The organism is Actinomadura sp. KC345 (assembly GCF_004348515.1).
In the GTDB taxonomy this organism is placed as follows: domain Bacteria; phylum Actinomycetota; class Actinomycetes; order Streptosporangiales; family Streptosporangiaceae; genus Spirillospora.
Window position 1 is genome coordinate 1 of sequence record NZ_SMKH01000426.1, and the last position, 5,265, is coordinate 5,265.

The following is a 5,265-nucleotide window of genomic DNA, read 5'->3' on the forward strand; positions in this document are numbered from 1 at the left end:
GGGAATGGCGAAGGGGCCCGCGGGGAAAGGCGCAAAACGCCTGACCACACGGACCCCAGGACCCGTAGCGGGGGCAGGATTTGAACCTGCGACCTCTGGGTTATGAGCCCAGCGAGCTACCGAACTGCTCCACCCCGCGGTGATGGTTCAAGTCTAGGGCATCGGGAGGGGTGGTCGGTACGGGCGGTTACTTGGTGCAGGCGGGGACGTCGCCCTTGCCGGAGTTGATGTTGTTGAGGGCTTGGACGGCGCCGTGGACGGTGTCGGTGCGGACGAGCCGGAGGCCGTCGGGGCGGGTGGCGGCGGCGTCGGCGCAGTTGCCGGCGGGGGTGAGGAAGATCGTGGCGCCGGCTTCGCGGGCGGCGATCATCTTCTGCTGGATGCCGCCGATGGGGCCGACCTCGCCGTCGGGGGTGATGGTGCCGGTGCCGGCGACGAACTTGCCCTGGGTGAGGGGGCCGGGGGTGAGCTTGTCGATGATGGCGAGGCTGAACATGAGGCCGGCGGAGGGGCCGCCGATGTCGCCGACGCTGATGTTGATCTTGAACGGGAACGTGAACCGGTCGGACAGGACGATCCCGACGACGGGGCGTTCGCCGGTGGGGTCGGCGACGGTCTTGACGACCGCCTCCCGCTCCCGGCCGCCGCGCTTGTAGGTGATGGTGACCTCGCTGCCGATCTTGTGGTCGGCCATGCCGTCGACGACCTGGGTGACGCCGGTGGCCTTGGTGCCGTTCACGGCGGTGATCTCGTCGCCGGCCTTGAGGACGCCGTCGGCGGGGCGGCCCTTCTGGACCTCCTGGACGACGACGCGGGTGGTGACGTCGATGCCGAGTTCGCGCAGGGCGGCGGCCTCGGCGCTCTGCTGGGAGTTCTGCATCTGGCGGGTGTTCTCCTCGTCGACCTGCTTCGGCGACTCGTCGTCCGGGAAGATCGTTTCTTCGGGGACGATGGCGGTGTCGCCGGAGATCCAGCCGCGCAGGGCGCTGAACAGGTCGATGCGTCCGCCGGGGCCGCCGCGGTAGGTGACGGTGGTGAAGTTCAGGTGGCCCTCGCCGGGGTAGGTCTCGCGGCCGTCGATCTTGATCAGCGGCTGCCCTTTGTCGTCCGTGCCGAGGGTGTTCAGCGTGGGCCCGGGCTGCAGCGCCACATACGGGACCGGCATGACGGAGCCGACGACGGCGAGCACGAGAACGATCACGCTCGCGACGGTGAGCGTGGCGGCACGACGAGACATGCCGGAAACTCTATGCGGTCGGAGCGGTCAGCAGGCGCCGACCCATTCGTCGCCGCCGTCGGCGAACGTCTGGTGTTTCCAGATGGGGACCTGCGCCTTGAGGTCGTCGATGAGGGTCCGGCAGGCGGCGAACGCTTCGGCGCGGTGCGGGCAGGACGCGGCGACGACGACGGCGATGTCGCCGATCCGCAGGTCGCCGACGCGGTGGACGGCGGCGAGGCCGAGCACGGGGTGGTCGGCGGCGACCTTCTCCATGACGGTGCGCAACTGCTGCTCAACGGTGGGGTGGGCGCTGTAGGACAGGCCGCTGACGGCGCGGGCGTGGTCGGTGTCGCGGACGATGCCGACGAAGACGGCGACGCCGCCGGCGCCGGGCGCGCCGACGGCGGCGTACACCTCGTCGACGGACAGCGGCGTCTCCCGGACGCCGGCCAACCGGATCACGTCGGCGCCCTCGGCGCCGCCCTGCTCAACACCGTCTCGGCTCACGCTCCGCAGGCTACCCTTCCGCGGCGCCGCCCGGTCCGCCCGGTTCATCCGGTTCGAAGGTGGCGGCGAGGGCTTCGGCGAGGGCGGGGACGAGGTCGGGTCCGGCGAGGATCTCGTCGTCGGTGTCGTGGCGGCGCAGCCGGAGGGCGGAGTGCCGGGTGCCGTCGCGCAGGACCCCGACGACCATGCGGACGTCCTCGCGCCCGGGGTGGGACGCGGCGAACGCGGCGGCCTCCCCCTCGTCCTCGGGGATGTCGTTCTCGACGTCGGGCGGCAGCACGACCCGTTCCATGACCAGGGCGCACCCTTCGACCGCGTCCGGCCAGGCGATGGAGGCGAGGGCGTCCTCGACCGCGTCCCTTTCGGGGAGGGAGGGCTGCTCCAGTGCGGCTAGAGTGTCGGCGTCGGGAGACAGGCCGAGCTGGTCCGCGAGGTCGGGCTCGGCACGGCGCAGCTCGGTGCTCCGGACGAGGGCGTAGAGACGCGGCGCACTGTCCCAGCCTTCTTGGGCGGAATGACGCTCGAGGTCCAGCACTACTTCTTCCAGAAGACTCACGGGGCCATCTTTTCCACATTCGGTCCCGGGTGGTGCGGGAACCCCCGGGCGAGTCGGTAAGTTGCATCTACAGCACCGGCGGGCGGCCGGTGAGAGATCTCGATCGGAGGGGCCTCTTGACCTTCCGGACTCCCGGTTTCGGGCGCCGGCTCGGTACCGGACGTACACGGCTGTTGCTGCCGATTCTGGTGGTGTCAGCGGTACTGCTGGTCGTGTTCCTGGTTTTCACCTCTGCCTACACGAACTTGCTGTGGCACCGTTCTATCGGCTTCTCCTCGGTCTACACGACACAGCTCCAGGCGAAGGCGGTGCTGTTCCTAGGCGCCGGCCTGCTGATGATGCTGATCGTGGGCGCGAACGTCGCGGTGGCGTACCGGCTGCGGCCCGCGTACCGGCCGCTTTCCGTCGAACAGCAGGGCCTGGAGCGCTACCGGACCGTCATCGATCCGCGCCGGCGCCTGATCGCCTGGTCGCTGCTCGGGCTGCTGGGGCTGCTGACCGGCTCGTCGGTGGCTGGCCAGTGGCCGGTGTGGCTGGCGTTCCTCAACCGGACCCCGTTCGGCGTGGAGGACCCGCAGTTCCACAAGGACATCTCCTTCTACGTCTTCACCTACCCGTTCCTGCGTCTCGTGCTCGGCGTCGTCTTCGCGACGGTGATCCTGTCGATCGTGGCCGCGGTGATGGTGCACTACCTGTACGGGGGCCTGCGGCTGCAGGGGCCGGGCGACAAGGCGAGCCCGCCCGCGCGGGCGCACCTGTCGGTGCTGTTCGGCGTGTTCATCCTGCTGAAGGCCGTCGCCTACTGGTTCGACCGGTACGGGCTGATGCATTCCGAACGCGGGGTGACGAACGGCGCGTCCTACGCCGATATCAACGCGCTGATGCCGGCCAAGACGATCCTCGCGGTCATCGCCCTGCTGTGCGCCGCGATGTTCTTCAGCAACCTGCTCCGCCGCGGGATGATGCTGCCCGGCGTCGGTTTCACGCTGCTCGTGCTGTCGGCGATCCTGCTGGGCGGGGTGTATCCGCTGCTGATCCAGCAGTTCCAGGTCAAGCCGGACGAGCTGGCCAAGGAGCGCCAGTTCATCGAACGCAACATCAAGGCCACCCGCCAGGCCTACGGGGTGGACGGCGCGAAGGTCGTCCCGTACGGGCAGCAACCGGTGACCGACGAGAAGAAGCTCCAGCAGGAGGCGGACGGCCTCGACGGCGTCCGGGTCCTCGACCCGAACGTGGTGGGCGAGACGTTCCAGCAGCTCCAGCGGATCAGGCCGTTCTACCGGTTCCCCGACACGCTGGACGTGGACCGCTACCAGGTGGACGGCAAGCTGGTCGACACGGTCGTGGCGCTCCGCGAGCTGTCCGGGGCGCCGGAGGGGCAGCGCAGCTGGGTCAAGGACCGCATGGTCTACACGCACGGCTACGGGTTCGTGTCCGCCTACGGCAACCGCTTCGCCGACGGCAACGTGCCCGATTTCATCACCAAGAACATGCCGGTCTCCCCCGAGCAGAAGATCAAGGTGCAGCGGCCGGAGATCTACTTCGGTGAGCGCTCCGCGACGTACTCGGTGGTGGGCGGACGCGGCCAGCAGGAGCTGAACTACCCCGACAACAGCGAGTCGGGCCAACAGAGCAGCAACTACGAGGGGCAGGGCGGCGTCCCCATCGACTCGTTCTTCAACAAGCTGCTGTACGCGACGAAGTTCCAGGACAGGAACCTGCTGCTGTCCGGCGCGATCAACAAGGACGCCAAGCTCCTGTACGACCGGTCGCCGCGGGAGATGGTGCAGAAGGCCGCGCCATGGCTCACGATGGACGGCGACCCGTACCCGGCGGTGGTCAACGGCCGCATCCTGTGGATCCTGGACGGCTACACGACGTCCAACAGCTACCCGTACTCGGAGGAGATGAGCCTCGGGGAGGCGACCCGCGACACCATCACCGACACGAGGTCGGCGGTGGCGCGGCAGGGCGACGACCACGTCAACTACATGCGGAACTCGGTCAAGGCGACGGTGGACGCCTACGACGGCACCGTGCACCTGTACCAGTGGGACGAGAACGACCCGATCACGAAGACGTGGATGAAGGTGTTCGACGACACCGTGCAGCCGCGCTCCTCGATCCCGCCGGAGCTGGAGTCCCATTTCCGCTACCCGCAGGACCTCTTCAAGGTCCAGCGGAGGATCCTCGCGCAGTACCACGTGACGGACCCGTCGGCGTTCTACAACGGCGAAGGCTTCTGGGAGGTGCCGCAGGACCCGTCCAGCCAGGGCAAGCGCCAGCCGCCCTACTACCAGAGCCTGCGCATGCCGGGCCAGGACGACGAGTCGTTCTCGCTGACGACGGTCTTCAACCCGCGCAACAACCCGCAGCTGGCCGCGTTCATGGCGGTGGGGTCGACGCCGGGGCGCGACTACGGGCAGATCCAGATCCTCCAGATGCCCCGCAACGCGCAACCGGCGGGGCCCGGCCAGGTGCAGAACTCGTTCGAGACGGACACGCAGGTGAAGGCCGACCTGTTCGCGTTGAGACAGGGCGGCACGAAGACCGTGCCCGGAAACCTGCTGACGATCCCGTTCGGCGGGAGCCTGCTGTACGTCGAACCGATGTACACGATGGCGGCGGGCGGCACCGAGCAGCAGCCGTACCCGATCCTCGGCAAGATCCTGGTCAGATACGGCGACAAGATCGCCGCGGCCGACACCCTTGAGGAGGCGCTGAAGCAGGTCCTCGGCGGAACGAGCGCGGCACCGCCACCGGAGACACCGCCGGACGAGGGCGGCGACCAGCCGCCCCAGCTGAGCGCGGCGGCGCAGCAGGCGATCGCCGATCTGCAGAAGGCCGTGACGGACTACGAGAACGCCCAGAAGAACGGCGACTATCCGGGGATGGGCGAAGCCTGGAAGCGGATCAAGGACGCCCAGGCGGCGCTCGCGTCGGCGGGCGAGCGCCCGGCGGCGTCCCCCAGCCCATCGGGTTC

General features: G+C 69.0%; 4 protein-coding genes and 1 tRNA gene. 1 reads left to right on the forward strand and 4 read right to left on the reverse strand.

The window, feature by feature from the left end; genetic code table 11:
* Positions 1–65 precede the first annotated feature (65 nt).
* The 4 genes from E1281_RS37240 to E1281_RS37255 form a co-directional block, all read right to left on the reverse strand.
* A tRNA-Met gene (locus tag E1281_RS37240) sits at positions 66–139 on the reverse strand.
* Positions 140–187: 48 nt separating this feature from the next.
* A complete protein-coding gene (locus E1281_RS37245) occupies positions 188–1,237 on the reverse strand; it encodes a PDZ domain-containing protein (protein ID WP_131884404.1) in 1,050 nt (349 codons plus the stop codon).
* Between the two features lie 27 nt (positions 1,238–1,264).
* Positions 1,265–1,726 (reverse strand): molybdenum cofactor biosynthesis protein MoaE, encoded by a 462-nt coding sequence (locus tag E1281_RS37250; RefSeq protein ID WP_243717771.1) that lies wholly within the window; start codon positions 1,724–1,726, stop codon positions 1,265–1,267.
* Between the two features lie 10 nt (positions 1,727–1,736).
* On the reverse strand, positions 1,737–2,282 hold the full coding sequence (locus E1281_RS37255; RefSeq protein ID WP_131884406.1) for a PPA1309 family protein: 546 nt from the start codon (positions 2,280–2,282) through the stop codon (positions 1,737–1,739).
* Between the two features lie 89 nt (positions 2,283–2,371).
* Between E1281_RS37255 and E1281_RS37260 the strand changes: the two genes are divergently transcribed.
* Positions 2,372–5,265: UPF0182 family protein (locus tag E1281_RS37260; RefSeq protein ID WP_243717772.1), on the forward strand; the 2,894-nt coding region annotated here is incomplete at its 3' end.

What these genes read in the sequence shown, in the direction of transcription:
- E1281_RS37245 (WP_131884404.1), bottom strand. Translation starts at nt 1,237, where the DNA reads ATGTCTCGTCGTGCCGCCACGCTCACCGTCGCGAGCGTGATCGTTCTC.